Consider the following 25344-nt stretch of genomic DNA (forward strand, 5'->3'; position numbering starts at 1 on the left):
CGGTTCACCCGCGTGCGGCGATCCGCAGGTGGTACCGCTCGCGAGCCTGCGGATCGACGTCGGTGAAGGCGGTATCGAAGTGCGCCATCCGCTCGAGCCGCAGCCGGGCGCGCCCCGGCAGCACCGTCAGCACCACCCCGAGTGCCTTCGGCACCGCCACCTTGCGGCGCCCATCCCGAACCGCAGCCACGATGGCATCCGCGACATCCTCGGCGTCGACTTCGGCAAGCGGGCGAGCCCAGCCCGGCAAGGCGTTACCTGCAGAGAGTTCAGTGCGCACCACACCCGGCAGCACCAACGTGACGCCAATCTCCGGGAGCTCGCGCTGCAGGGCCTCGGTGAAGCCGAGCACCGCGTGCTTCGTGGCGCAGTAGGTCGCCACGCCCGGATACGCGCTCACCGCCGCCAGTGAGGCGATGTTGACGATGTGACCACCGCGTTCCGCGAAGCGATCCACTGCGAGCTTCGACCCGAAGATGACACCGCGCAGGTTGATGTCCAGCATCCGATCGGTCATCGCGTCGTCTTCATCGACGAACAGTCCGGTCGGCATGATTCCCGCGTTGTTGATCACGACGTCAGCTGGACCCCAATGACTTTCGGCTTCTGCGAGGAAGGCGGCGAAGCTCAACCGGCTAGTGACGTCGAGCGCTAGACCGCACACCTGGCCGCCGGTCAACGCGGCAAGTTCTGCTGCGGTCCGCTGCACGTGCGCGGAGTCGACGTCACCGAGTGCCACCTTGGCACCGGCCCGTAGGAAAGCCAGTCCGGTGGCCCGGCCGATTCCGCGAGCCCCACCCGTGACGACCACGACCTTGTCCCGCAGCACCTTCTTCACCCTCGTCATCGGTCAGCTCTTCCGAGCCTCGTCGTGAACACGGTCGATCACGTCCGCGTACTTCTCGGCAATGGGCTTGCGCCTCAGTTCGGCTGTCGGCGTGATCATCCAGTCAGCAGGCCCTTGGCTACGTGGGTGATCTGGACTTCGTTGCTGCCGGCGTAGATCATCAGCGACTTCGCGTCGCGGGCGAGCTGCTCGACCCGGTACTCGGCCATGTATCCGTTGCCGCCGAACAGCTGCACCGCGTCCATGGCTACCTCGGTCGCCACCTCCGACGAGTACCACTTGATCGCCGACGCTTCGCCCAGCGTGGGCAACTTACCGGCTTTCAGCCGTTCGAGGGTCTGAAAGACCATGTTCTGCACGTTGATTCGGGCGACTTCCATCTTCGCCAGCTTCAGCTGGATCAGCTGAAACCGACCGATCTCCCCACCCCACAGCGTGCGACTCTTCGCGTAGTCCACACACAGGCGGTGGCACTCGTTGATGATGCCGAGCGACATCACCGCGATACCGACCCGCTCGGCGACGAAGTTGGCCCGCGCGCTGTCGCGACCGTCGCCGCCGGTGTGGTCTTCGGTCTCCCCCAGCAGCCGGTCCGGGGTCAGCCGAACGTCGTCGAAGAACAGCTCACCGGTCGGCGAGCTCATCATGCCCATCTTCTTGAAGGGCTTGCCCTGCGTGAGGCCCGGCATGCCCGAGTCGAGCACGAAGGTCAGCACCCTGCGGTCCCGCTTGTCCGCGCCGGCGCCGCCTCCCTCGTCGAGCTTCGCGTACACCACCAGGACATCGGCGTTCGGACCGTTCGTGATGAACGTCTTCTGGCCGTTGAGAACGTAATCCTCCCCATCGCGCCTGACGTAGGTCTTCATGCCGCCGAACGCATCCGACCCCGCGTCGGGCTCGGTGATCGCCCACGCCGCAATCTTCTCGAGCGTCATCAACTCCGGCAGCCAGCGTTCCTTCTGCGCCAACGTGCCACGGCTCATGATCGTCGCCGCGCCGAGACCGAGGCTGACGCCGAACGTGCTGATCAGGCCGATGCTGACGCCGGCGAGTTCGGACACCATCGCCACCGCCATCGACGCCTGAGCGCCGATATCGCCGAGGCCGCCGCCGGACCTCTTCCCAGCCGTGTCCGACGTCCCCTCCTGTGTGGCGCGCTCCCTGTCCAGCATGGTCTTGACGGCGTCGGCGGCCTTCACGTCGAGCCCGAACTCGCTGAACAGCTTTCGCGCGATCGGATACGGGGACAGCTCACCGCTTTCGAGACCGTCGAGGTTCGGGCGGATCTCCTTGTCGATGAAGTCGCGCACGGTGTCGCGCATGATGATGTCGGTGTCGGACCATTCGAACATCTCAGGCAATCCCCCGGTCGCTACGCTCCCGCCCCAAGAGGGGCAGCCTCTCCGCGATGTCGTCGATCTGCCACACGTCGTCGGTCTCGATGGTCTCGACGTCGTGCCAGCCGGCCAACTGCGAGATCGCGCCGCCCTGAACCGCGTACACCCGCCCGGTGATCGGGCACTTCTCCGTCGCCAGATAGGCGACGAGTGGAGAGATGTTGGCAGGGGCGAAGAGGTCGACCTCCCCGTCCTCGGGTTCGGACATCAGCGCGCCCATGCCGGGCGTGGCCAGGGTGAGCCGGGTCCGCGCGATCGGGGCGATCGCGTTGACCCGCACGCCGTACCGTTCGAGTTCGTCGGCGGCGACGAGTGTCATCGCCGCGATTCCCGCCTTAGCCGAGCCGTAGTTGACCTGGCCGGCGTTGGGAATCGTCGTACCGGAACCGGATGCCGTGTTGATCACCGACGCGATCGGTTGGTCGCCCGCCTTGGACTGCGCCTTCCAGTACTCGGCGGCGTGCCGCAGGAGCAGGAAGTGTCCCTTGAGGTGGACCGTGATCACCGCGTCCCAGTCGGCCTCCGACAACGTCGCGATGAAGCCGTCGCGCAGGATGCCCGCGTTGTTCACCAGCACGTCGAGCCTGCCGAACTCGTCGATCGCCTGCTGCACGAGCGACCCGGCCCCGGCCCAGGTGCCGATGTTCTCGGTGTTGGCGACGGCGGTGCCGCCCGCAGCGCGGATCTCGTCCACGACCCCCTGAGCGGGTCCGACGTCTGCGCCCTCCCCTCCGTTGCTTCCGCCGAGGTCGTTGACGACGACGCTGGCACCCTCGCGTGCGAACAGCAGCGCGTGCTCCCGCCCGATACCGCGCCCGGCGCCGCTGATGACCGCGACGCGGCCGTCGAGTTGTCCCATTGTCTACACTCCGATCTCTGCTAGTCCGTCGGTGATGGCCCGCTCGCCACTGCCGACCCTGGTGGTTTCGAATGCGAAGGTGCCGGCGTCCTTCTGCCAGATCCGTGTCTCCAGGTCGTCGCCGGGGATGACCATCTTGGAGAACCGCACGGCGAATCGCTTGAGCCGGTTGACGTCCGAGTCGGCCACCCCGGTGAGCACGGCCCACGACGTGAAGGCCATCGTGCACAGACCGTGGGCGATGATGCCCGGCAGACCGGCCGACTTCGCGATGTCCACGTCGAGGTGGATCGGCATCGGATCACCCGACGCCGGCGAGTACCGGAACGTCTGGTCCTCGTCGACGTGCTGGCGGACCACCGCGACGGGTTCCCGGTCGCGCAGTGCCTCGTCGAACCTGTGGTCGGGGCTCAGGGTCCCGACCGACCTGCCCACGTTGTACCCGCGGATGAAGGTGGTGACGTACTGCTCGTTGACCAGTTCGCCGTCCTCCGTGCGGCATTCGAGCACGATCGCCGCGCGGGTGCCGTTATCCAAACCCTCGTAGCCGATCATCTTGCCGCGCGATACCAGCCTGTCGCCCGGCCTGATGGGTCGATGGAAGTGGAAGTCCTGCTCGCCGTGCACCACTCGCGGTATGAGCTCCACCGGCAGGACGTCCACGGCGGGGATGAGCAGCGCCTCGAACACCGGCACGATGCCGAACACCGGAGGTGCGACGGCTCCCGACCGGTGCGCTTCGATGGGATCGTTGGTGGCCGCGGCGTATTCGGCGAGCCGCTCAGCAGTGACCTCGAAGTGCTCCTCGTCGGTCCACTTGTCGATGCCGCTGTCGTCGAACTCCAGTTCGCCGAGATCGTGCACCGCGCTCACGCGGCGGCCGATGCGAGCGAGTCGAGCGCGTCGAGGCTCTTGTCGAGTTGCTTGACACCGTCCTTCTCGACGGCCTTGGCGAGCGCTCCCTTGACCAGCGCGCCCTCGAAATCACCCGCAACCGTGAACGTCGATCCGGCGCCCTCCGGCACGATCGTGAACTCGAACGTCGCCTTCACGCCTGCCATTCCAGTACCGGTCAGCACCAGCCGAGACGGCGCTTCGACGGACTCGATCGTCCAGTCGATCTTGTTGGCCATGCCGAGCATGACGATCTTGGCCGACAGCCTGGTGCCCTCGGTGAGGGTGGCGGGCGGCTCCTCCATCCACTTGTCGTGCACGGTGAACCACTCCCCCCACGTGCTCGGATTCGCGACGGTGACCCACAGTGCGTCGGGGGTCGCCGACAGGGTGCGGCTGGCTTCGATGTGTCCCATGAGTGTCTCCTTTGTTGGTGTCGGTTGGTCAGCGCTCGGCGCGCTGGTAGGCCGTCACGACGGCGGCGCCGCCGAGGCCGATGTTGTGCTGCAGGGCCGCGGTGACGTTGTCGACCTGACGCTTGTCGGCGGCACCGCGCAGCTGCCAGGTGAGCTCGGCGCACTGCGCGAGCCCGGTGGCGCCGAGGGGGTGGCCCTTGGAGATCAATCCGCCCGACGGGTTGACCACCCAGCGGCCGCCGTAGGTCGTCTGGTTGTCGTCGATCAGCTTGTGGGCCTCGCCCTCGTCGCACAGGCCGAGCGCCTCGTACAGCAGCAGCTCGTTGGCGGAGAAGCAGTCGTGCAGCTCGATGACCTGGAAGTCCTCGGGGCCGAGTCCCGACTGGGCGTACACCTGTTGTGCGGCTTGGACGTTCATGTGGTATCCGATGAGCCCCTTACAGGTGCCGTCGAAGGAGTTCTCGTAGTCGGTGGTCATCGCCTGCCCGACGATCTCGACGGCCCGGCCCGCCAATCCGTGCCTGTCGACGAAGTCCTCACCGGCGAGGATCGCCGCGCCAGAGCCGTCGGAGGTCGGCGAGCACTGCAGCTTGGTCAGCGGGTCGTAGATCATCTTCGCGGCCAGGATGTCGTCGAGCGTGTACTCCTCCTGGAACTGCGCGTACGGGTTGTTCACCGAGTGCTTGTGGTTCTTGTAGCCGATCTTCGCGAAATGCTCTGCCGTGCTTCCGTATTGCTGCATATGCTCGCGCCCGGCTGCGCCGAACATCCACGGCGCGGGCGGGAACAGCACCTCGGAGATCTCGGCCATCGCGAGGATGTGCTTGTCCATCGGATTGACGCGATCGTCGTAGGTGGAGCCGAGTGAACCCGGTTGCATCTTCTCGAACCCGAGGGCGAGCGTGCACTGCGCCAGTCCGCCCCGGATCGCCCTGGCGGCGAGGTACAGCGCGGTCGAGCCCGTCGAGCAGTTGTTGTTGACGTTGACCACCGGGATGCCCGACAGCCCGAGTTCGTAGACCGCGCGCTGACCCGACGTGGACTCGCCGTACACGTAACCGACGTAGGCCTCGTCGACCAGGGCGTAGTCGATGCCGGCATCCGCCAGCGCTTTCGTCCCCGACTCCCGAGCCATGTCCGGGTAGTCCCAGTTGTCCTTCCGGCCCGGTTTCTCGAACTTCGTCATGCCCACGCCGATCACGAACACTCTCTGCGAACTCATGAGAAGAAACATACCGACTGGTCTGTTTCTTTTCAAGAAGGCGCGAAGGAGCCCGAAGTGGCGTGGGAGACGGGGCTAGGTGAGGCGGTCGTCACCGAGGGCGTCGAGGAGCATTGCGCGCAGGTAGACGCACGCGCGGTCCCAGCGCCGTCGGGCCCGCGTCGGGTCCGGGTCGGCGAAGCTGGCCACCAGGATGCCGCGCAGGACGTCCATCGCGGTGTAGGCGGCGTCGCGCAACCCCCGCTGCGCGGGTCGCTCGGGCAGCAGCTGAGCAATCGCCCCGATCAGGGCCCCGTTGACGATGGGTTCCACGCGATGGACCTGCTCGGCGAGCACCGGATCGGTGCGCGCAGCGATCCAGAGTTCAACGGTGGCAGCGAAAATGGGGCCCTGGTGCGATTCCCAGAGGTAGTCGAGTGCCGTCGCGATCGGGTCTGGCGTGTGCTGCACGCGGCCCAGTTCGCGGATGGCCGCCTGCGTGCGCTGCTCGGCGAGGTGCTCGATGGCCGCGACCACCAGCGCCTCCCGTGACGGGAAGTGATGCACCTGCGCGCCGCGTGTGACACCCGCGACCTCGGCGACCTTGTGCGTCGTGGTGCCCGCGTAGCCGTAGGTGACCAGGCACTGGACGGTCGCGTCGAGCAGGCGTGTGCGCATGGCGGCGGTTCGCTCCGCCTGAGTTCGCCGTGTGGTCCCGGCACCACCGCTCGAGGTCATCGCTTGAGGTTACTCGCGGGCCCAAGCTGGCAAGTGACATACCGGACAGTTGGTAAAGTTTCGAGCCTGCGAGCGGTGAGCTACAGCGTCGCCGGGCGCAACACGGTCACCGACCGAGTGCCCGCGCCCTCGTCGGAGAGCAGAGCGATCACCCGACCGTCTGGGGCCGTCGCCGCGTAGATTCCATCCACGCCCGCCGCACGCAGTGCCCTGCCGTGACCTACCGCGACCACCTCGTCGGCGCTGAGGTCGCGTCGCGGGAAGCCGAGCAGGCACGCCTCGTCCAGCGAATGGCTCAGACGCGGCGACTCCGCCAGCGCGTCGAGCGTGCGCGCCTCGTCGAGGCCGTACCGGCCGACCCTGGTGCGCCGCAACGCCGTCAAATGCCCTCCGACGCCGAGAGCGGCACCGACGTCACGGGCCAGCGCCCGGATGTAGGTGCCCGACGAGCACTCCACCTCGACGTCGAGGTCGGTGAAGTCGGCCGACCGCCGCATCTCCAGCACGTCGAACCGCTCGATGCGGACGCGGCGCGCCGCCAACTCGACCGTCCTGCCCTCACGGGCCAACTTGTAGGCGCGCTCACCGGCCACCTTGATCGCACTGACGGCCGACGGCACCTGGTCGATCTCACCCCGCTGCGCGGCGATCGCCGACTCGATGGCGTCAGCACCGATGCCTCCGGCCGGAACCGTCTGCCGCACTTCGCCTTCCGCATCATCCGTCGACGTCGTCTGGCCGAGTCGGATCGTCGCGGTGTAGGTCTTGTCGGTCGCGGTCAGCAGGCCGAGCAGCTTGGTGGCCCGCTCGATGCCGATGACCAGCACGCCGGTCGCCATCGGGTCGAGGGTTCCCGCGTGGCCGACCTTCCGGGTGCCGAAGTAGCGCCTGCACCGACCGACGACGTCGTGGCTCGTCATGCCCGCGGGCTTGTCGACGATGACCAATCCCGGCTCGGGAGCGGACGTCACAGCACGATCGCCGTGAGCGCGAGACCGTTGCGCACCGTCCACCGTCCGGTCAGCGACGTCAGCGGCGGGCCGGACTCGGCGGCCGGGTCGACGAGGATGCGCGATCGGAACGTGCCGGTATCACCCGACGCGTCCACCTCGAAGGCGATGTGGGCGTCCTCGAAGCCCAACCAGCGATGCGTCAGCGGGAACCACGCCTTATAGGTGGCCTCCTTGGCGCAGAACAGGATCCGGTCCCAGTGCAGCCCACCGGGCAGCGCCGACAGCTCCCCGCGCTCGGCGGGCAGGCTGATCGCGTCCAGCACGCCCTTGGGCAGGACGTCGTGCGGTTCGGCGTCGATACCGAGCGAGCGCACGTCGTCGCGACGCCCCACGACGGCACCGCGGAAGCCCTCGCAGTGGGTGAGGCTCCCGACGACGCCGTCGGGCCAGCAGGGTTCGCCCTTCTCGCCCTTGAGGATTGGAGCCGGCGGCAGCCCCAACTCGCCGAGCGCCTGGCGCGCGCAGTGGCGCACGGTGATGAACTCGTTACGCCGCTTGGCCACCGACCGCGCGATCAGCGGCTCCTCCTCCGGCAGCGGCGCGAGATCGGCGGGGTCGTCGTACAGTTCGGCGGTCGCCACCGCCGCGGGCATGACGGCGGCCAGCAGACTCACTTGGTCCGCCTGTCCGCGATCCGCTGCTGCATCTTCTGCGCGTTCTCCCGCATCTCGGCGGAGATCTCGAAGTGGCCGCCGAACTCGTTGAGATAGCCCGGCGGGTACTTCGGGTCGGGCAGGATCTGGCGCAGCCATCGATACGGCTTGCGGCGCCGCCACTCTCGCGGATAGCCCACCGAGACCTCCTCGAAGCGCACGCCGTCGTACCACGTGGTGCGCGGGATGTGCAGATGGCCGTAGACCGAGCACAGCGCGTTGTAGCGGGTGTGCCAGTCCTTGGTCGCTGTGGTGCCGCACCACAGCGCGAACTCGGGGTAGAACATCGCGTCGCACGGTTCGCGCACCAGCGGGAAGTGGTTGACGAGGATGTTGGGCGTCATCCAGTCGAGGTCCTCGAGCTTCTTCCGCGTCTGGGTCACCCGGTCGCGGCACCACGCGTCGCGAGTGGCGTACGGCTCCGACGACAGCAGGAACTCGTCGGTGCCGACGACGTTGCGCTCGCGGGCGACGGCCAGCCCCTCGGCCTTCGTCGCCGTGCCCTCGGGCAGGAACGAGTAGTCGTAGAGCAGGAACATCGGCACGATCGTCGCCGGGCCACCCTCCTCGGTCCACACCGGGAACGGGTGCTCGGGCGTGACGATGCCCATCTCGTCGCACATGTTGACCAGGTAGTCGTAACGCGCCTGCCCGAAGATCTGCATCGGGTCCTTGTTGGTGGTCCACAGCTCGTGGTTGCCGGGCACCCAGATGACCTTGGCGAAGCGTTTCCGCAGCAGATCGAGTGACCATCGGATCTCATCGGTCCGCTCCGCGACGTCACCGGCGACGATCAGCCAGTCGTCCGGTGTCGCGGGATGCAGGGACTCGGTGACGGGCTTGTTGCCGGTGTGCCCGATGTGGAGGTCACTGATCGCCCAGAGAGTCGGAGCGCGCTGTTCTCGTGACACAACCGACCAGCGTACCCAGCGCCGGCCGGACGGCAGGATCGGCAACTAGAACACGTTCTCGCGCGGGACTTGTACACTCCCCGGAACAGCGGACGACGTAAACAGAGGACGGGAGCTCCCATTGGCTGCCAAACTGCGCCTGGCTGCGGCGCTGTGTGCACTGATCGCGGCCGTGGTCGTGGTGTGGCAGACCAACCCCGCGGGCCCCGCCGCCGGGCTGCACGCTCAGCGCATTCCCACATCACTGCCGGTCAACAACGTCTCCACCACCATCAAGTGGCCTGTCATCGAAACCGTCGACCCCCGCCCGTTCCACGCGTGTGAGGACATCCCGTACGACGTGTACGAGCGGCTGGGCTTGGCGTTCACCCCGCCCCAGCCGGAGGACGGGCTGCGCTGCCACCTCGATGCGGGCAACTACCAGATGGCCGTCGAAGCGTTCGTCTGGCGAACGTACGAGCAGACGCTGCCCGCCGACGCCGTCGAGCTGGACATCGCCGGCCATCGCGCCGCGCAGTACTGGATCATGAAGCCCACCGACTGGAACGACCGTTGGTGGATCACCTGCATGATCGCGTTCAAGACCAGCTACGGGGTCATCCAGCAGTCGGTGTTCTACTCGCCGATCTACTCCCCCACCGCCCCCGACTGCCTGCAGGTCAACATGCAGCGGGCGAACGAACTGGCGCCGTACTACACGTTCTGACTCGCCTCCAGCTGGTCTCTCGGGATCGAGCGCTCGAGCATGCCGTAGCTCTGCTCGCCGTCCCACGTGTAGCGCACGCCGGCCTGCTGCAGTGCGGGGAACGTCCAGTTGGCCAGCATCGCCGCCATCTCCTCGGGGACGTCGGCGGGATCGGTGATGTCGTGGGTCGACAGCACCGTCTCGCCCTCGATGCGGACCCGCCCATCGGCGGTCTCCAGTACGACGGAGACGTCCTCGCCGAGCGGCTGCAGCCGGCGGAGCCACGGCGCCTCGACGGCGCGGGCGGGGATCAACTCGCCGTCCCCGGTGAACAGGTAGCCCTCGTTGAACGTCGGCTCGCCGTCGGGCCGCGGTGGATAGGCGATGTAGCCGAAGGCGCGGCCGCCGGGGAACAGCGCCGACTGCCAGCAGTGTCCCCAGAAGCCCTCGAGCTTGCGTACGCCCTGTCGGCGGATGCGCAGACCGCTGCCGGTGAACGTCCTCTCCGCACCGTCGACCTCGAGCGTGCCGCGCGCCCGGAACAGCTGTTCGTAGCGCGGGCCGCCCATCAGGTCACCGACCACCGACTTCTCCGCCTGCTGCACCCAGGGCGGCACGGCGAGCACCGCCTCCACCTCGAACCGCGCGTCGACGAGCGGTCCCGTCTTGCGACCGTTCACCAGAGCGGCCGACGACGTTCGCGTCAGCTGACCATCGAAAGTCATTCGCCACGTGTCGAATTCGCGTACGCATTCGAATGCCAGCGGCCCACCGCCCAGGATCGTCGGCCTGCCGTCCTCGCCGAACGGTGACCAGCTGGCCCCGTCCTCGCGGGTGCGGTACACCCGACCGTCCGGGAACGCGACGTTGACCTGGACCGCGTGCGCGCCCCAGTTCTCGGCGAGCGCCTCGATGCCGACTCGCGGCAGGCCGAGGTCACCCGCGTCATCGAACACCCAGAAGCTGACCGAGTCGCGCATCTCCGGGTTGTCGGGCCGTTCGGCGAAGGTCAGTTCGCGCTGCGGGTCGATACCGCCCCTCAGATCAATCGCCATGTGCGCGTTGTCATCCCTTCCGTGTCCACTCACCTGCGCGCTCGACGTAGTCGGCGAAGAGCGGCCGGATCGCATCGAGATCGAGGTCGAAATCCGCCGGGTCCGCGCGCACGCTGGGCTCTCTGGTTGCCGCGTTGTGCTCCCACCAACTGGCCATCTGCTGTTCGAAGACGTCGCCGACATCCTCGCCGAGCCACGCGTAGAGTCCGCACACCTCACCGATGGGATCGGCTTGGATGGCCCGGAAGTCGATGTCGTAGAAGCGGTTTCCCGCCCCGGCCTCGCGAAACGCCACTGTCCGCGCCATGCCCGTCGACCACTGTTCGACGTTCAGTCTGCCGAGGTACGGTCGGTCCAGCCGGTCACTGAAGCCGCCGACCATGTCCGCGTACAACTCGACGACCGACAGCAACACGTCGGTCGGATCTCGGTGCGTCATCACGAAGCGGGCGTCGGGGAACACCGTGTTCAGGGCGTCGAGCGACAGCACGTGCGACGGCGACTTCAGCCGCCACGGGCGATTCGGCTCGCCGAACTGCATCAGCTTGAGCACCCGCTCCTCGAAACGGTAGGTCGAGGTGAAATCCGCACCCGACACCAGCCATTCGGAGTACTCCGGGATCTCGGCGAACGCCTGGAAGATCTGCGACCTGAAGTCCATCGCCATCAGGTCGAGGCACTCAGAAGGATCGTGGGTGTTGTGCGGGACGTGGAATCGGCTGCCGACCAGGATCTTCTCGTCGACGGGGATGCGCGGATCCACGCCCTGCACGGTCGACGCCGGCGGGCAGGGCCGCGCCGACTCCCACCGGCGCAGGTAGCGCACGTTCGGATCCTGTGCCAGCAGGCAGGACAGCGCCGTCGATCCCGTCCGCGGCAGCCCGAGCCCGAACAGCGGCGCGGTGATCTCGATGTCGTCGGTCTCCGGGTGCCGTCGGTACCAGTCCTCGACGTGCAGTCGCTGCTCGAGATATCCGATGATCAGCGGGTAGACGAAACCCTCACCGCGGGCGTTGAGCCGCGCTGCGGTCAGCCCGCGCACCAGGATGTCCAGGCCCTCGCGGAAGGCGTCGTCACCGAAGTCGGTCAGTCCGGTGTGGCGAACGGCCGCTCTCATCAGCTCGCCGGATGACGCCACGCCGCACCTCCTGGTGATTCGAGACAGTACACTGCCGCTAATTGCGGAGTCCGTCAAGATGCGTAGCCTGCAAGCGTGTCCCGCGTAGCGAAAGTGGCCTCACGACTGCTGGCCCGACGTTTCGAGATCCCCCCTCCGACGACGACCTTCACCGTGCGCCGCGGCGTGCGCGTCCCGATGCGCGACGGTGTCGAACTGCTCGCATCGCACTACGTGCCCGACACGGCGACGCCGTCCGGCACGCTGCTGGTCCGCTGCCCGTACGGACGCGGCTTCCCGTTCGCGACGCTGTTCGGCGCGGTGTACGCGGCACGCGGCTATCACGTCGTGATTCAAAGCGTGCGCGGCACGTTCGGCTCCGGCGGCGAGTTCACGCCGATGGTCAACGAAGTCGCCGACGGCGCGGACACGGTGACGTGGCTACGCGAACAGCCGTGGTTCACCGGCACCTTCGCCACCCTGGGACTGTCCTACCTCGGATTCACCCAGTGGGCGCTGCTCACGGATCCGCCGCCCGAACTGACGGCCGCGATCATCAGCGTCGGCCCGCACGACTTCAACACCTCGTCGTGGGGCACCGGATCGTTCTCCCTCAACGACTTCCTCGGCTGGAGCGACATGGTCGCCCATCAGGAGGAGGGTGGCCGACTGCGCGCCGGGATCCGACAGGTCTCCTCGCGCCGCGGCCTGGCCAGGACCACGGGCCAACTCCCGCTCGGCGACACGGGCCGGGCGCTGTTGCGCGACGGCGCCACCTGGTACGAGTCCTGGCTCGAACACCCCGAGGCCGACGACCCGTTCTGGGACGACCTTCGCGTCGCCGACGCGCTGGACCGCGTCGACGTACCGGTGCTGCTGATCGGCGGCTGGCAGGACCTCTTCCTCGACCAGACCATCCACCAGTACCGGCGCCTGCGCGACCGCGGCGTGACCACGGCCCTGACCGTGGGCGCGTGGACGCACACGCAGATCATGACCAAAGCGGCGCCGACGGTGCTCCGCGAGTCACTCGCCTGGCTCGACGAGCACCTCGGCGGTAACCCGGCCCCGCCGCGGAGTCCGGTTCGCGTCGAGATCGCCGAGCACGGCTGGATGGACCTACCGGACTGGGCGCCACCGATGACCGAGCGCACGCTGTATCTGCAGCCCGCCCATCGCCTTTCGGAGCAACCGGCCCCGGATTCCGCGCCGCCGTCGTCGTTCACGTTCGACCCCGCTGATCCGACGCCCACACTCGGCGGCAGGCTGCTGTCCCCCGAGGGCGGCTACCGCAGCGACGGGGCCCTGGCGCTTCGAGCCGACGTGCTCGACTTCATCGGCGAACCGCTGCCCTCGGACCTGTATCTCGTCGGGACCCCGGTAGTCGAACTCGCGCACACCTGCGACAACCCGAACAACGACGTGTTCGTCCGCATCAGCGAGGTCGATTCCGACGGCCGCTCACGCAACGTCACCGACGGATTCCGCAGGCTCACAGGCGATTCCGACACCCTGCGGCTGGAACTCGACGACGTCGCCTACCGGTTCAGCGCGGGCTCGCGGATCCGGGTCATGGTGGCGGGCGGCTCACATCCGCGCTTCGCGCGCAACCTGGGCACCGGCGAACCGGTCATCAGTGGGCGGTCGATGAAACCCGCGACGCACTTCGTTCACCACGGCGCGGGTGGTCAGTCGCGGCTGATCCTGCCGATCGGCGACACCCCACCGCCGACGCATGGCGCGTAGGCGTTCCGGCTGCGGCATCGCCGATTTCACCGATCTGATCGACCAACTCGACGATGTCGCGCGAACCGACCACAGCACGTACGCGAAGTTCGCCGTCTCGGGCCGCACCCTGGGCTACCTGTGGCCGGAGACCACGACCGTCGGACTGCGGCAGACCATCGAGGAACAGCGCGCACTCGTCGCGGAACGCCCGTCGGTGTTCGAGGTGCAGTTCACCACCGGCACTTTCGGCTGGGTGGTCGTGCACCTCGCGGGTATCCAGCGCGACGAACTGGCCGAGTTGACGTTCGAGGCATGGCGACTCACGGCCTCGGAGGCCCTGGTCACCGCCCGCGGGGACCGGCTACCCCACTGAACTCCGCACCCTGGCGGCGACACCGGCCACGGCCCCGTCACCGTGTACCGGCGCACCCCACTGCGGGGACACCGGCAGATCCACCCAGCTGACGCAGCCCCCGTAGGCGGGCAACCGGGGCAGCCGCACCGGCTCGACCAGCGGGCGGGCTTGCACCACCAGGACGGTCAGCCGGTGCCGAGGCCTGAAGTCGAGGCGTTCGGACTGCACCGACGCGGACGTCCAGATGTGCAGGTCGGCGATCTCCTCGAGCCCCTCGGCGCGGTTCACCTCAACGGCGGCAACCACTTCCGCCCCGGCCCGAATCACCACCTCGGTCTCGGTACTGTCCTGTGCGGCGTCGGCCAGCACATCACGGTGTTCCGGGCGCACCCGCTCGGCGTGCCCGTGCGCGACGGTCGGGAAGAACACGAACCGCGGCTCGGTGAGCGCGAAGCGCTTCTCGTGGATGCCGCCCTTGCGGAGCAGCACGGTCTGGCGCCCGTCGAGCATCGCGTGCACCGCGGCGCTCCACTCCTTCAGCGCCGGCGAACTCACTTCGAGGCGCGGGCGGCGATCCGGGCCCGCACTTCGGGCCGTCGCAGCGGAGGCACGGTCTTGGGCGGCTGACGACGAGGCGGCAGCTGGGCGAGCAGTCGCCTGGTCGTCGCGGTGACCTCGGCGACGGCGGCTTCGAACGCGACCTCGTTCGCCGCGGTCGGTCGGGTGATCCCGCTGACCTTGCGGACGTACTGACGCGAGGCGGCCTCGATCTCGTCTTCGGTGGCGGCGGGCTCGAGCCCGCGCAACTCGGTGATGTTGCGGCACATGCCCCAACCATAGGTCGATACGGTGATGCCATGCCCGAGACCGAAGCCGCACCCGTTCTGCTCATCGACACCACCGACCGCGTCCGCACGCTGACCCTGAACCGGCCGCAGTCGCGAAACGCGCTGTCCTCGGAGTTGCGCAGTCGGTTCTTTCGCTCACTGCGCGAGGCGCAGGCCGACGACGACGTCGACGTCGTCATCGTCACCGGGGCCGACCCGGTGTTCTGCGCGGGCCTCGATCTCAAGGAACTCGGCGACACCACGGACCTGCCCGACATCTCGCCCAAGTGGCCTCCGATGACGAAGCCCGTGATCGGCGCCATCAACGGCGCCGCCGTCACCGGAGGCCTGGAGATCGCGCTGTACTGCGACCTCCTCATCGCCTCGGAGCACGCGCGGTTCGCCGACACCCACGCCAGGGTCGGGCTGCTGCCAACGTGGGGGCTGAGCGTGCGGCTGCCGCAGAAAGTCGGCGTCGGCCTCGCCCGCCGCATGAGCCTGACCGGTGACTACCTGTCCGCCGACGACGCGCTGCGCGCCGGGCTGGTCACGGAGGTGGTTCCGCACGACGAGTTGATCCCCGCGGCCAGAAAGGTCGCGGCCTCGATCGTCGGCAACAACCAGCGCGCCGTGCGCGCGCTGCTGGACTCCTACCACCGTATCGACGAGCAGCAGACCAGCGCCTCGCTGTGGATCGAGGCGCAGTCCGCCACCCAGTGGATGAAGGTCGCCACGGGCGACGACATCGCGGCCAACCGCGCCGCCGTCATGGAACGGGGCCGCAGTCAGGTGCAACCGTGAACGCCGCCCGGGAGATGTGAGGCAGCGCCTCATCGCGCGCGTCGGCTGACCAGCGCGAAAAAAGTCGTCCGAAAAGTGTGCGACACCCCCGGTGGGGTGGCTCCTATTCGCGAACGCCTGCATCCGAGCAGGTGAGACCGTTGAGGAGAACATCGTGACCACCACCATCCCCGTCGACGACTCGGCCACGCACGTCATCAGGCCGCTCGCCGACGACGAGCCACCGACCCGCCGCGGCGCACTGATCCTGTTCGGCGCGTCCTGCGCTGTCGCCGTCGCCGCAGGACTCGGAGCCCTGTTCTTCGGTGCGCCCGATCCCGCTCCCGTCGTCGGTCCGGGCGGTGTGGAGTCGGCCATCTCGTCGACCGACCCGGTCGTTCCGTCCACTCCGGGGAAGGTCGGCCCGGCACCGACCGCGGCACCGCGGGCCACCGCGCCCACTCCCGCCGAGGCCCCGCAGTGGACGACACCGTCGGCACAGCTGCCCGCCCCGCAGCCGCCCGCACCGCAGGATCCGGTCGACCCCGTTGATCCGGTGGAACCGGAGCCCCAACCCGAGCCCGAGCCCCAGCCCGACCCCAAGCCGTTGCCGCAGGGCCCCGACGACAAGGTAGCCGTCCCTCCGGCGCAGCCCGATCCGCCGAAGCCCGTCGTCGTCGGCCCTTCCGACCTGACGATTCAGCCGTGAGGGCGGCACTGGAGTGCTGGAATGGCCGCATAATGACCGCCGTACCGCAACCCGACCGCTACGGACCGCCGACGGACGCCGCGTTGGCGTCCGCGGCGGCCCGCGGTGACCAGCAGGCGTTCGGAATGATCTACGACCGCTACGCCGACCGGCTGATGGATTACGCCTGCGGCATGCTTCGCGACCGTGACACCGCCGCCGACTGCGTGCACGACGCGTTCTGCACCGCTGCCGGTGCGCTCGACGGATTGCGCGACCCGGACAAGCTCCGTCCGTGGTTGTACGCGATCGTGCGCGGTCAGGTGCTGCACCACATGCGCGACACCCGTCGCGAGACGCCCGTCGCCGAGCACTACGACACCTCGTCCGACGAGCCCGAGCCGCACGCACTCGCGGCGCGCCGCGAGTTGGCGAGTCTGGTCGCCGAGGCCGCCGGCGGGTTGAGTGAGCGGGACCAGCAGGTGCTCGACCTGACCTACCGCCACGGTCTGGACGGTCCCGAACTCGCCGAAGTACTCGGGGTCAGCCAGACCAACGCCAACACCCTGGTGCACCGCATGCGCGAGACGGTCGAGCGCTCGCTGGGCGCACTGCTGGTCGCGCGACGCGCCAGCAGCGGATCGCACGAGTGCCAGGAGTTGTGTGCCATGCTGGCCGACTGGGACGGCCGCTTGACCGTGCTCATGCGCAAACGCATTGGGCGACATATTGATTCGTGCTCCACCTGTGAGGACCAGCGCCGCTCGGCGGTGACGCCGGCCGCGCTCCTCGGCGGCGCACCCGTGTTCGTAGCCGCGCCACCGTGGCTGCGCGACGCGACGCTCGACGACATCGAACTGGTCAACCACTCGTCGGCGCTGCCCGCCGACGGCGGCACGCGAGGCGACCGTGCGGGCTGGGTGCCGATGACGCTGTTCATCGCGGCGCTCGCGGCGGCGGTCGGCCTGGGTGCGCTGTACCTGTCACAGCGGTCGGACGACGTGATGCCCGTCGACCGGTCCACGACGCTCGCCCCGCCGGCCGCGCCGGTGAGCGCGCCACCCGCCGCACCGTCCACGCAACCGCCGCCGGCCACCACTCCGCCGCCTCCCGTCCAGACCCCGCGCTCGAATCCGCCACCCCCGGTCACGACGGCGCCTCCCCCCGAGCCGACCACCCCCACCGCCGCGGAACCCACGCCGGAGCAACCACCCGCGCCCACTCCGTCGACCCCACCACCCTGGACACCGCCGCAGTGGACTCCCCCGCAGTGGACTCCCCCGCAATGGACTCCGCCGAATCCCCAACCTCCGCAACCGGTTCCGGGCGGACCGACGGGGATCGCCCCCGTCCCGGCGACTCCGGTCGTTCCGGTGCCCGTGCCGATCCCCTAGGAGACGCCGCCGACCAGCCAGCGCCCCGACAGCGCCCGCCAGCCGACGAAGACCAGACGCAGCAGCATGAACGTCGTCAGGCCGGCCCAAATGCCCATCAGTCCCCAGCCGTAGGCCAGGGACAGCCAGATCAGCGGGAGGAAGCCGACCAGCGCGCTGGCGAGGGTCGCGTTGCGCATGTAGCGGGCGTCGCCTGCGCCGAGGAGCACCCCGTCGATCGCGAACACGATGCCCGCGATGGGGAGTTGAGCCACCAGGAACCACCACGGCACGCCGATCTCTTCGAGCACCGACCGGTCGGCGGTGAACAGCGTGGGCAGTACCGAGGCACCGAGCGCGAACCCACATGCGAGCACGGTCGCGGCCATGGTCGAGAAGATCGTGACCCGCCACGCAACCGATTTCGCATTGGCCAACTGCCCGGCTCCCAGCGCCGCCCCGACCAGCGACTGGGCCGCGATGGCCAGCGAGTCCAACACCAGTGCGAGGAAGCTCCACAGCTGCAGCACCACCTGGTGGGCCGCCACCGCCGCGGCGCCGAACCGGGCCGCAACGGCGGCGGCCGATACGAAGCAGGCCTGAAAGGCCATGGTGCGCACCAGCAGATCGCGACCCATCACGACCTGGGCGCGCAGGACGTCCGGACGGATGCGCAACGGCACGCGTTCGGCGAGCAGAGCGCGGCAGAACCGCAGCGCCGCCAGCCACTGACCGACGAGGTTCGCCACGGCCGAACCCGGCAGCTCCATCCGCGGCAGCCCGAGCCAGCCGTAGACCAGCAGCGGACAGAGCACCGCCGACACGGCGAACCCGAACACCACGTAGCGCAGCGGCCGCGCGGTGTCCTGCACACCGCGCATCCAGCCGTTGCCCGCCAACGAGATCAGGATCGCAGGCGCCCCGAGGATCGCTATTCGAAGCCACGGTTCCGCCTCCTCGGCGATCTCCCCGCCGTCGGCGATCACCGCGAGTAGCGGAACCGCCGCCGCTTCCACGGCGACGACGACGAGCACCCCGAGCCCGACGGCCAGCCACGTCGCCTGCACGCCCTCGCCGACGGCGGACTCCCGGTCCCCGGCGCCGAAGTAGCGCGCCGACCGCGCCGTCGTCCCGTACGACAGGAACGTCAGCTGCGAGGACAGCAGCGACAGAACCAGGCCGCCGATGGCGAGGCCGGCCAGCGCGACCGCGCCGAGGCGGCCCACGATGGCGATGTCGAAGAGCAGGTAGAGCGGTTCTGCCGCGAGCACGCCGAGCGCGGGCACGGCCAGGCCGGCGATCCGACGACCGGTGACGGGCGCGGCGTCGGGATCATCAGCCGAGGGCATCGGTCAGCGCCGCCACGACCTCCTCGGCCGAACCCGTCGCCGAGTAGCCGGCGGCGAGCCGGTGCCCGCCGCCGCCGAACGAACTGGCCACGGTCGCGAGATCGAAGGAGCGCGCCCGCATCGACACCGACCAGCGCTCCGGCTCGATCTCCTTGAACACCGCGGCGACTTCGGCCTGCTGTGTCGTGCGAACGATGTCGACGATGCTCTCGACCTCCTCGGGCCGCGCCGCCGCCCACTCCGCGTGCGGGACGACGGCGTAGACGAATCCCCTGCCGCCCAACGCAGTCGACCGCAACTCCGCGGATGCGAGCACCCGCGACAGCATGGGGAGCCAGGAGAACGGGTGGCTGTCCATGAGCGCGCGGCTCACCGCGGCGTTGTCGACGCCGAGGTCGACGAGGCGCGCCGCGAGCCGATGTGCACGGGGGGTGGCCCAGCGAAACGATCCGGTGTCGGTGGTCAGTCCGGCGTACAGACAGTGCGCGACGCTCTCGTCGATCGGCTTGTCCCACGCGTCGAGGAGTTCGGCGACGAGCATCGTCGTCGAATCCGCGGATGGGTCAACGTAATTGGCGGTACCGAACAGCAGATTCGACGCGTGGTGGTCGATGACCAGCACCTGGCCCGCGGAGTCGGCGACCTCCTGAAGCGCGCCCAGCCGGTTCACGCTGGGGATGTCGACGGTGACCACCAGATCGGGATCGCGGCGCATGTCCGCCGGCGGCACCAGCAGGTGTCCGCCGGGCAGCGTCGCGAGCGACTCGGGCAGATCGGCGGGTGCCGCGAACGACACCTCGACCTCCTTGCCCACCTGCTCGAGCACCAGCGCGAGAGCCAATCCGGCACCCAGGGTGTCGGCGTCGGGGTGCACATGGCACACGACGCCGATCCGGTCCGACGCGGCGAGCAGCGCGGCGGCCGCCGTCGCGTCGACGCGGTCGCCTGGCGTCAGGCGCTCAGTCGCCGGGTCGATCGTCGTCACCGGTTTCCTCCACGTCCTGGCCGGCGTCCTCGGTGTCGTCGACCGCGGTCACGCGGTACGGATCGGCATCGCCCGCGGGGGTCGCACCCTCGCGGATGCGCGCCAGATCGGCGTCGGCTGCACGGGCGCGAGCGAGCAGATCCTCCATGTGCCGCGCCGTGTCGGGCACCTTGTCCAGCACGAACGACAGCGTCGGAGTGAAGCGCACACCGGTGGCGGCGCCGACCTTGCTCCGCAGCGTGCCCTTGGCCCGCTCGAGTGCCGCTGCCGCGCCCGCGTAGTCCGGTTCCTCGTCGAGCGTCTCGCCGCGCACCGTGTAGAACACGGTGGCGTCGTGAAGGTCACCCGTGACCTTCGTGTCCGTGACGGTCACGAAGGCCAACGGGGGATCCTTGATCTCGAACTCGATCGCTGACGCAACCACCGTGCCGATGCGCTTGGAGAGCCGACGGGCTCTTCCGACATCGACCATTAGGCGCGCTCCTTCTCCACCAGCTCGTAGGCCTCGATGACGTCGCCCTCCTTGATATCGGAGTAGGTGATCGTCAGACCGCACTCGTACCCGTCCCGGACCTCGGTGACGTCGTCCTTCTCCCGCTTCAGCGACGAGATGGTGACGGTCTCCGCGACCACGACGTTGTCGCGGATGAGACGTGCCTTGGCGTTGCGCCGCATGATGCCCGAGGTGACGAGGCAACCGGCGATGTTGCCGACCTTGGACGACCGGAAGATCGCCCGGATCTCGGCGCGGCCGAGTTCCTTCTCCTCGTAGATCGGCTTGAGCATGCCCTTGAGCGCACTCTGGATCTCGTCGATGGCCTGGTAGATCACCGAGTAGTACCGGATGTCGACGCCCTCGCGGTTCGCCAGCTCGGTGGCCTTGCCCTCGGCGCGCACGTTGAACCCGATGATGATCGCGTCCGACGCCGACGCCAGGTTGACGTTGGTCTCGGTGACGCCGCCGACACCGCGGTCGATGACGCGCAGTTCCACCTCGTCGTCGATCTCGATGCCCAGCAGGGCCTCCTCGAGCGCTTCGACGGTGCCGGAGTTGTCGCCCTTGAGGATCAGGTTGAGCTGCGACGTCTCCTTCAACGCGGCGTCCAGATCGTCCAGGCTGATGCGCTTGCGGGTACGCGCGGCCAACGCGTTGCGCTTGCGCGCGCTGCGCCGGTCGGCGATCTGCCGGGCGATGCGGTCCTCGTCGACGACGAGCAGGTTGTCGCCTGCACCGGGCACCGACGTGAAGCCGATGACCTGCACGGGCCGCGACGGCAGCGCCTCCTCGACGTCCTCGCCGTGCTCGTCGACCATCCGGCGGACGCGACCGTACGCGTCACCGGCGACGATCGAGTCGCCGACCCGCAGCGTGCCGCGCTGGATGAGCACGGTGGCCACGGGTCCGCGGCCGCGGTCGAGGTGCGCCTCGATCGCCACACCCTGGGCCTCCATGTCGGGGTTGGCCCGCAGGTCCAGTGCCGCGTCCGCGGTCAGCAGCACGGCCTCGAGGAGAGCCTCGATGTTGGTGCCCTGCTTCGCGGAGATGTCGACGAACATGGTGTCGCCGCCGAAGTCCTCGGCCACCAGGTTGTACTCGGTGAGCTGCGACCTGATCTTGGTCGGGTCGGCGCCCTCCTTGTCGATCTTGTTGACCGCCACCACGATCGGCACGTCGGCCGCCTGTGCGTGGTTGATGGCCTCCACCGTCTGCGGCATGACGCCGTCGTCGGCCGCGACCACCAGGATCGCGATGTCGGTGGCCTTCGCACCACGGGCACGCATGGCGGTGAACGCCTCGTGACCGGGGGTGTCGATGAACGTGATCGGCCGCTCGCTGCCGTCGTGTTCGACGGCCACCTGGTAGGCGCCGATGTGCTGGGTGATACCGCCGGCCTCGCCCTCGCGGACGGTGGCGTCGCGGATGGTGTCCAGCAGTCGGGTCTTGCCGTGGTCGACGTGACCCATGACGGTGACGACCGGCGGGCGGAACTCGAGATCGTCTTCGCCGCCCTCGTCCTCGCCGTAGGTGAGATCGAACGACTGCAGCAGCTCGCGGTCCTCGTCCTCCGGGGACACGACCTGCACGACGTAGTTCATCTCACTGCCGAGCAGTTCCAGTGTCGAGTCGTCGACCGACTGCGTGGCGGTGACCATCTCACCGAGGTTGAACAGCGCCTGCACCAGCGAGGCCGGGTTGGCGTTGATCTTGTCCGCGAAGTCGACGAGCGAGGCGCCGCGGGCCAACCGGATGGTCTCTCCGTTGCCGTGCGGCAACCGCACGCCACCGACGACCGGTGCCTGCATGTTCTCGTATTCGGCGCGTTTCGCCCGCTTCGACTTACGGCCGCGACGCGGAGCGCCGCCCGGCCTGCCGAAGGCACCTGCGGCACCGCCGCGCTGACCGGGGCGACCACCGCCGCCACCGCCGGGACGACCGCGGAAACCACCGGCAGCCGCACCGCCGCCGGCACCGGCGCCCGCGCCGGCGCCGCCACCGCGGTAGTTACCGCCGCCACCGCCGCCGGGACCACCGGGACGACCGCCGGGAGCGGGACGACCACCGGGGCCGGGACGTGGACCGCCGGGGCGACCGACGGCACCCGGCCGTGCGCCCGGCGGACGAGGGGGCATGTTGCCCGGCGAAGCGCCACCCGGACGTGGGCCACCGCCTGGACGGGGTCCACCCGCACCGGGGCCGGGCCGCGGGCCACCGGGGCCGGCGGCCGGCCTCGGGGCCGGACGCTCGACCGGCTGCTGCGACGAGAACGGGTTGTTGCCGACACGCGGGGTTCGCGCAGCGGGCTTCGGGGCGCCGGGCCGAGGACCGGGAGTGGGACCCGGCGTCGGACCCGCAGCGGGCCGCGCGGGCTCGCTGGCGGCGGGGGCCGCCGGAGGCGCGGGGGGTGCCGGGGGCGCCTGGGGCGGCGCCGGCGGGGGTGCCGGGGGTGCCGGGGGTGCGGGCTTCGGGCCCGACGGCTTGGGCGCAACGGGAGCGCTGGCCGCGCTCGCCGCGGGGCTCGGTGCCGGCTTGGCGGGAGCGGGTGAGCCGTTGGCCCCGTTCGATCCCTGAGCCGGCGCCTTGCCCGGCTTACCGCCGCCGAACGCCTCGCGCAACCGGCGCGCCACGGGGGCCTCCACAGTGGAGGACGCGGACTTCACGAATTCGCCCTGTTCACTAAGTCGGGCGAGCACTTCCTTGCTTGTTACACCGAGTTCCTTTGCCAACTCGTGTACGCGGGCCTTACCTGCCACTACAACTCCTCTTCGCAGAGGCACAGCGGTGGTGGGGCCGCGCCTCGGTTTTAGCTATGACGCATGGTCATCGGGACTTCACGGTGTGCTCATGGGTTTCGCTACCTGTTTCTCTAGCCGGGCGCTCGAGTCCGTCAGGGAGCTGACGTACCCGACCACCGCGGTGGTGTCCGGCGTGCCGGTGACCCGCAACGCTCGAACGAACGCTCGCCGTCGGATCGCTTCGTGCAGGCACTGCTGGTCGGGATGCAGCCATGCACCCCGTCCGGGCAGGTTACCCGCTGCGTCGACGGTCACGACACATTCGCCGTTTCCATCGTGCACAGCAGCCACTCGAAGCAGCTCGACGGCCAGCTCTCGCTTTCGGCAACCCACACACGTCCGCACCGGTCCGAGAGCTCGGTCGGGGCGATGGCGCGCATGAGAGGCAGAAGTCTCGCGCTGGATCACGGCTCAGTCTAGCGTCAGGAGTTCCCGCAGACAGAATCGCGTGTCGGGTGCCGTCGAGTGGGCGTGCTCCCCGAGCCCCGGCGGTCGCCCCGATACTTGCGCGGGCAAACAGCTGACTCACTCCGCCGCGGGTGGCGGCGCCGGCTCGTTGTCGCTGCGGATGTCGATTCGCCAGCCGGTCAAGCGCGCGGCCAACCTGGCGTTCTGGCCCTCCTTGCCGATGGCCAGCGACAGCTGGAAGTCCGGAACGACGACGCGGGCCGCGCGGGCCGCCTCGTCGATGACCGTTACCGAGACCACCTTGGCCGGTGACAGGGCGTTCGCGACGAATCGCGCCGGATCCTCGTCGTAGTCGATGATGTCGATCTTCTCGCCCGACAGTTCGCTCATGACGTTGCGCACGCGCTGCCCCATCGGTCCGATGCAGGCGCCCTTGGCATTCAGGCCGGGCGCACGCGACGCCACCGCGATCTTCGAGCGATGCCCGGCCTCCCGCGCCACCGCGACGATCTCCACCGAGCCGTCCGCGATCTCGGGCACCTCGAGTGAGAACAGTTTGCGCACCAGGTTCGGGTGGGTGCGCGACAGCGTGATGAGCGGTTGCCGCGCGCCGCGTGTGACGCCGACGACGTAGCAGCGGACCCGGTCGCCGTGCTCGTAGCTCTCCCCCGGCACCTGCTCGGCGGCGGGGATCACGCCCTCCGAACCCTTTGCCTCGCTACCGATCCGGACCACCACCAGGCCGCGCGCGTTGGCGCCCGCGCTGCGCTGGATGACACCGGCGACGATGTCCCCCTCACGCGCTGAGAACTCGCCGTAGTTCTTCTCGTTCTCGGCGTCGCGCAGCCGCTGCAGGATGACCTGCCTGGCCGTGGTCGCCGCAATGCGACCGAAACCCTCTGGGGTGTCGTCCCATTCGTTGATGAGATTGCCATCGGCGTCGGTCTCCCGCGCCAGCACCTGCACGACGCCGGACTTGCGGTCGATCTCGATGCGCGCGTCGGCTTCGTGGCCCTCGGTGTGGCGGTACGCCGTCAGCAGCGCGGTCTTGATGGTGTCGATCACGACGTCGACCGTGATCCCCTTATCGGCTTCGATGGCGTGCAATGCGGCCATGTCGATGTTCACGAGTCCGCCTCCCTTCCTGATTCTGTTGTACCGCCTGCAAGCTCGATCTCTTTCCGGCCGGGCGGCGAGAACTCTACTTGCACAACGGCTTTGACGATGTCGGCGAGTGCGACGTCGCGCACCGCGAACTGACTGGGTTTGGCGCCTGCGACGACGAGCCGCACGGTGCCGTCGGTGATCTCGCCGATCCGCGCGATCTGCTGTGATCCGTCGGACATCGTCACCTCGGCTTTGCGGCCGCGCGCCCGCCGGAAGTGCCGCTCCGCGGTGAGCGGGCGTTCGACACCCGGCGACGTCACCTCGAGGACGTACGGCACGAACGGGTCGGCGCCGTCGGCGTCATCCAGCCGCTCGGAGGCGGTTCTGGCCAGGGCGGCGATCGCGTCGAGGTCGGGTGGCGTGTCGCCGTCGGCCACGATGACGATCCGGGGCGGCCGGGTGGCCGCGTCGACGACGACGTCCTCGATGTCGTACCCGGCCTGCGCGAAGTCGCCCTCGAGTAGCTCGACCACCTGTTCCGGCGACGGCAGTCGCGCGGACCGCAGCGGTGCGTCCGATGCCACGGCGAGCTCCTCGTCTTGAGTTGTTCTGACACGATCTCGAAGTTGGGCGGCTCCCGATCGAGTATCAACGATACGCGAGC

The 25344-nt window shown here is 69.0% G+C and carries 27 protein-coding genes; 6 read left to right on the top strand and 21 right to left on the bottom strand.

Going from position 1 to position 25344, the window contains the following annotated elements; genetic code table 11:
- Nucleotides 1–4 precede the first annotated feature (4 nt).
- The 10 genes from NM203_RS28735 to NM203_RS28780 all read right to left on the bottom strand — a co-directional run bounded on the left by NM203_RS28735 (nucleotide 5) and on the right by NM203_RS28780 (nucleotide 8929).
- Nucleotides 5–847 (bottom strand): SDR family oxidoreductase, encoded by an 843-nt coding sequence (locus NM203_RS28735; protein WP_255064080.1) that lies wholly within the window; start codon nucleotides 845–847, stop codon nucleotides 5–7.
- Nucleotides 848–942: 95 nt separating this feature from the next.
- On the bottom strand, nucleotides 943–2199 hold the full coding sequence (locus NM203_RS28740; RefSeq protein ID WP_255064082.1) for an acyl-CoA dehydrogenase family protein: 1257 nt from the start codon (nucleotides 2197–2199) through the stop codon (nucleotides 943–945).
- 1 nt (nucleotide 2200) lies between these two features.
- Nucleotides 2201–3103 carry an SDR family oxidoreductase gene (locus tag NM203_RS28745; protein WP_255064084.1) on the bottom strand — a complete coding sequence of 301 codons (903 nt, stop codon included), beginning with the start codon at nucleotides 3101–3103 and terminating at the stop codon, nucleotides 2201–2203.
- 3 nt (nucleotides 3104–3106) lie between these two features.
- Entirely contained in the window at nucleotides 3107–3976 is an 870-nt protein-coding gene (locus NM203_RS28750) for a MaoC/PaaZ C-terminal domain-containing protein (RefSeq protein ID WP_255064086.1), read from the bottom strand.
- Entirely contained in the window at nucleotides 3973–4413 is a 441-nt protein-coding gene (locus NM203_RS28755) for a type II toxin-antitoxin system Rv0910 family toxin (protein ID WP_255064088.1), read from the bottom strand. Before NM203_RS28755 ends, NM203_RS28750 begins: the two co-directional genes overlap by 4 nt.
- Nucleotides 4414–4441: 28 nt before the next feature.
- The gene (locus tag NM203_RS28760; protein WP_255064089.1) at nucleotides 4442–5635 is read right to left on the bottom strand and encodes a lipid-transfer protein; all 1194 of its coding nucleotides are present in this window, start codon (nucleotides 5633–5635) and stop codon (nucleotides 4442–4444) included.
- 75 nt (nucleotides 5636–5710) lie between these two features.
- Nucleotides 5711–6352, bottom strand: a complete 642-nt coding sequence (locus NM203_RS28765) for a TetR/AcrR family transcriptional regulator (protein ID WP_255064091.1) — start codon at nucleotides 6350–6352, stop codon at nucleotides 5711–5713.
- A gap of 80 nt (nucleotides 6353–6432) precedes the next feature.
- The gene (gene truB, locus NM203_RS28770; protein WP_255064093.1) at nucleotides 6433–7323 is read right to left on the bottom strand and encodes a tRNA pseudouridine(55) synthase TruB; all 891 of its coding nucleotides are present in this window, start codon (nucleotides 7321–7323) and stop codon (nucleotides 6433–6435) included.
- Nucleotides 7320–7958, bottom strand: coding sequence for a 4'-phosphopantetheinyl transferase PptT (gene pptT, locus NM203_RS28775; RefSeq protein ID WP_255064311.1), 639 nt, complete (start codon nucleotides 7956–7958; stop codon nucleotides 7320–7322). Before pptT ends, truB begins: the two co-directional genes overlap by 4 nt.
- Nucleotides 7959–7975: 17 nt before the next feature.
- Nucleotides 7976–8929: an ACP phosphodiesterase PptH gene (locus NM203_RS28780; protein WP_255064095.1), complete on the bottom strand. Its 954-nt coding sequence runs from the start codon at nucleotides 8927–8929 to the stop codon at nucleotides 7976–7978.
- A 121-nt stretch (nucleotides 8930–9050) separates the two neighbouring features.
- Here NM203_RS28780 and NM203_RS28785 point away from each other — a divergent pair, with 121 nt between their 5' ends.
- Complete coding sequence (locus NM203_RS28785; protein ID WP_255064097.1) at nucleotides 9051–9635, top strand: DUF3558 domain-containing protein; 585 nt, start codon at nucleotides 9051–9053, stop codon at nucleotides 9633–9635.
- On the opposite strand, the gene NM203_RS28790 is transcribed toward NM203_RS28785, so the two are convergent.
- Both NM203_RS28790 and NM203_RS28795 read right to left on the bottom strand, forming a co-directional pair.
- Nucleotides 9623–10669, bottom strand: coding sequence for a DUF7064 domain-containing protein (locus NM203_RS28790; RefSeq protein ID WP_255064098.1), 1047 nt, complete (start codon nucleotides 10667–10669; stop codon nucleotides 9623–9625). The two genes, NM203_RS28785 and NM203_RS28790, sit on opposite strands and share 13 nt — an antisense overlap.
- Before the next feature lie 10 nt (nucleotides 10670–10679).
- On the bottom strand, nucleotides 10680–11807 hold the full coding sequence (locus NM203_RS28795; RefSeq protein WP_255064099.1) for a sulfotransferase family protein: 1128 nt from the start codon (nucleotides 11805–11807) through the stop codon (nucleotides 10680–10682).
- A gap of 75 nt (nucleotides 11808–11882) precedes the next feature.
- On the opposite strand from NM203_RS28795, the gene NM203_RS28800 reads away from it, so the two are divergent.
- Complete coding sequence (locus NM203_RS28800) at nucleotides 11883–13532, top strand: CocE/NonD family hydrolase (RefSeq protein WP_255064100.1); 1650 nt, start codon at nucleotides 11883–11885, stop codon at nucleotides 13530–13532.
- Entirely contained in the window at nucleotides 13522–13887 is a 366-nt protein-coding gene (locus tag NM203_RS28805; protein WP_255064102.1) for an MmcQ/YjbR family DNA-binding protein, read from the top strand. The genes NM203_RS28800 and NM203_RS28805 overlap by 11 nt, the downstream gene beginning before the upstream one ends.
- On the opposite strand, the gene NM203_RS28810 is transcribed toward NM203_RS28805, so the two are convergent.
- Both NM203_RS28810 and NM203_RS28815 read right to left on the bottom strand, forming a co-directional pair.
- Nucleotides 13876–14379: a DUF1802 family protein gene (locus tag NM203_RS28810; RefSeq protein WP_408633436.1), complete on the bottom strand. Its 504-nt coding sequence runs from the start codon at nucleotides 14377–14379 to the stop codon at nucleotides 13876–13878. The genes NM203_RS28805 and NM203_RS28810 overlap by 12 nt on opposite strands.
- A gap of 41 nt (nucleotides 14380–14420) precedes the next feature.
- On the bottom strand, nucleotides 14421–14696 hold the full coding sequence (locus NM203_RS28815) for a DUF2277 domain-containing protein (protein ID WP_255064104.1): 276 nt from the start codon (nucleotides 14694–14696) through the stop codon (nucleotides 14421–14423).
- Nucleotides 14697–14726: 30 nt separating this feature from the next.
- Between NM203_RS28815 and NM203_RS28820 the strand changes: the two genes are divergently transcribed.
- The 3 genes from NM203_RS28820 to NM203_RS28830 all read left to right on the top strand — a co-directional run bounded on the left by NM203_RS28820 (nucleotide 14727) and on the right by NM203_RS28830 (nucleotide 17558).
- Entirely contained in the window at nucleotides 14727–15497 is a 771-nt protein-coding gene (locus NM203_RS28820) for an enoyl-CoA hydratase (protein WP_255064105.1), read from the top strand.
- 154 nt (nucleotides 15498–15651) lie between these two features.
- Entirely contained in the window at nucleotides 15652–16185 is a 534-nt protein-coding gene (locus tag NM203_RS28825) for a hypothetical protein (protein WP_255064107.1), read from the top strand.
- A gap of 32 nt (nucleotides 16186–16217) precedes the next feature.
- Nucleotides 16218–17558: an RNA polymerase sigma factor gene (locus tag NM203_RS28830; protein ID WP_255064108.1), complete on the top strand. Its 1341-nt coding sequence runs from the start codon at nucleotides 16218–16220 to the stop codon at nucleotides 17556–17558.
- Here NM203_RS28830 and NM203_RS28835 read toward each other — a convergent pair.
- From NM203_RS28835 to rimP, 7 genes are all read right to left on the bottom strand, one after another.
- On the bottom strand, nucleotides 17555–18886 hold the full coding sequence (locus tag NM203_RS28835; RefSeq protein ID WP_255064109.1) for an MATE family efflux transporter: 1332 nt from the start codon (nucleotides 18884–18886) through the stop codon (nucleotides 17555–17557). The genes NM203_RS28830 and NM203_RS28835 overlap by 4 nt on opposite strands.
- Nucleotides 18873–19871: a DHH family phosphoesterase gene (locus tag NM203_RS28840; RefSeq protein WP_255064111.1), complete on the bottom strand. Its 999-nt coding sequence runs from the start codon at nucleotides 19869–19871 to the stop codon at nucleotides 18873–18875. The genes NM203_RS28835 and NM203_RS28840 overlap by 14 nt, the downstream gene beginning before the upstream one ends.
- Nucleotides 19846–20343: a 30S ribosome-binding factor RbfA gene (rbfA, locus tag NM203_RS28845; RefSeq protein WP_255064112.1), complete on the bottom strand. Its 498-nt coding sequence runs from the start codon at nucleotides 20341–20343 to the stop codon at nucleotides 19846–19848. Before rbfA ends, NM203_RS28840 begins: the two co-directional genes overlap by 26 nt.
- The gene (gene infB / locus NM203_RS28850; protein ID WP_255064113.1) at nucleotides 20343–23123 is read right to left on the bottom strand and encodes a translation initiation factor IF-2; all 2781 of its coding nucleotides are present in this window, start codon (nucleotides 23121–23123) and stop codon (nucleotides 20343–20345) included. The genes rbfA and infB overlap by 1 nt, the downstream gene beginning before the upstream one ends.
- 78 nt (nucleotides 23124–23201) lie before the next feature.
- Nucleotides 23202–23573, bottom strand: a complete 372-nt coding sequence (locus NM203_RS28855; RefSeq protein ID WP_255064114.1) for a YlxR family protein — start codon at nucleotides 23571–23573, stop codon at nucleotides 23202–23204.
- A 117-nt stretch (nucleotides 23574–23690) separates the two neighbouring features.
- The gene (gene nusA / locus NM203_RS28860; RefSeq protein WP_255064115.1) at nucleotides 23691–24701 is read right to left on the bottom strand and encodes a transcription termination factor NusA; all 1011 of its coding nucleotides are present in this window, start codon (nucleotides 24699–24701) and stop codon (nucleotides 23691–23693) included.
- Nucleotides 24698–25264, bottom strand: coding sequence for a ribosome maturation factor RimP (rimP, locus tag NM203_RS28865; protein ID WP_255064116.1), 567 nt, complete (start codon nucleotides 25262–25264; stop codon nucleotides 24698–24700). The genes nusA and rimP overlap by 4 nt, the downstream gene beginning before the upstream one ends.
- Nucleotides 25265–25344 lie beyond the last annotated feature (80 nt).

Origin of the sequence: Mycolicibacterium arenosum, assembly GCF_024320865.1 — a bacterium.
Lineage (GTDB): Bacteria > Actinomycetota > Actinomycetes > Mycobacteriales > Mycobacteriaceae > Mycobacterium > Mycobacterium arenosum.

Bases quoted from the DNA above. Each gene is read 5' to 3' on its own strand.
- NM203_RS28735 (WP_255064080.1), bottom strand. From the start codon at position 847: ATGACGAGGGTGAAGAAGGTGCTGCGGGACAAGGTCGTGGTCGTCACG.
- NM203_RS28740 (WP_255064082.1), bottom strand. From the start codon at position 2,199: ATGTTCGAATGGTCCGACACCGACATCATCATGCGCGACACCGTGCGC.
- NM203_RS28745 (WP_255064084.1), bottom strand. From the start codon at position 3,103: ATGGGACAACTCGACGGCCGCGTCGCGGTCATCAGCGGCGCCGGGCGC.
- NM203_RS28755 (WP_255064088.1), bottom strand. From the start codon at position 4,413: ATGGGACACATCGAAGCCAGCCGCACCCTGTCGGCGACCCCCGACGCA.
- NM203_RS28760 (WP_255064089.1), bottom strand. From the start codon at position 5,635: ATGAGTTCGCAGAGAGTGTTCGTGATCGGCGTGGGCATGACGAAGTTC.
- NM203_RS28765 (WP_255064091.1), bottom strand. From the start codon at position 6,352: ATGACCTCGAGCGGTGGTGCCGGGACCACACGGCGAACTCAGGCGGAG.
- pptT (WP_255064311.1), bottom strand. From the start codon at position 7,958: ATGCCCGCGGCGGTGGCGACCGCCGAACTGTACGACGACCCCGCCGAT.
- NM203_RS28790 (WP_255064098.1), bottom strand. From the start codon at position 10,669: ATGGCGATTGATCTGAGGGGCGGTATCGACCCGCAGCGCGAACTGACC.
- NM203_RS28805 (WP_255064102.1), top strand. From the start codon at position 13,522: ATGGCGCGTAGGCGTTCCGGCTGCGGCATCGCCGATTTCACCGATCTG.
- NM203_RS28810 (WP_408633436.1), bottom strand. From the start codon at position 14,379: ATGCTCGACGGGCGCCAGACCGTGCTGCTCCGCAAGGGCGGCATCCAC.
- NM203_RS28815 (WP_255064104.1), bottom strand. From the start codon at position 14,696: ATGTGCCGCAACATCACCGAGTTGCGCGGGCTCGAGCCCGCCGCCACC.
- NM203_RS28820 (WP_255064105.1), top strand. From the start codon at position 14,727: ATGCCCGAGACCGAAGCCGCACCCGTTCTGCTCATCGACACCACCGAC.
- NM203_RS28830 (WP_255064108.1), top strand. From the start codon at position 16,218: ATGACCGCCGTACCGCAACCCGACCGCTACGGACCGCCGACGGACGCC.
- NM203_RS28835 (WP_255064109.1), bottom strand. From the start codon at position 18,886: ATGCCCTCGGCTGATGATCCCGACGCCGCGCCCGTCACCGGTCGTCGG.
- rbfA (WP_255064112.1), bottom strand. From the start codon at position 20,343: ATGGTCGATGTCGGAAGAGCCCGTCGGCTCTCCAAGCGCATCGGCACG.